Genomic DNA, 239 nt, shown 5'->3' on the forward strand with positions numbered 1-239 from the left:
GTGGTCGGGCGTGGTGCCGCAGCAGCCGCCGGACATGTTCACCAGCCCGGCGCGGGCGAATTCCTCCAGCAGCGCGGAAGTGTCGGCCGGGGTCTCGTCGAAGCCGGTCTCGGCCATCGGGTTGGGCAGGCCGGCGTTGGGATAGACGCAGACGTAGGTGTCGCAGATCTTGGACAGCTCGGCCACGTACGGGCGCATCAGCGCCGCGCCCAGCGCGCAGTTCAGGCCGATGGTGACCG

The 239-nt window shown here is 70.3% G+C and carries 1 protein-coding gene; it reads right to left on the reverse strand.

Translation table 11 applies throughout. The features are described from left to right. Nucleotides 1–239 (reverse strand): homocysteine S-methyltransferase family protein (locus SB751_RS34860; protein ID WP_410749595.1); only part of this gene is annotated, 239 nt, incomplete at both ends.

It is taken from the genome of Cupriavidus sp. SIMBA_020, assembly GCF_046535395.1.
In the GTDB taxonomy this organism is placed as follows: Bacteria; Pseudomonadota; Gammaproteobacteria; order Burkholderiales; family Burkholderiaceae; genus Cupriavidus; species Cupriavidus campinensis.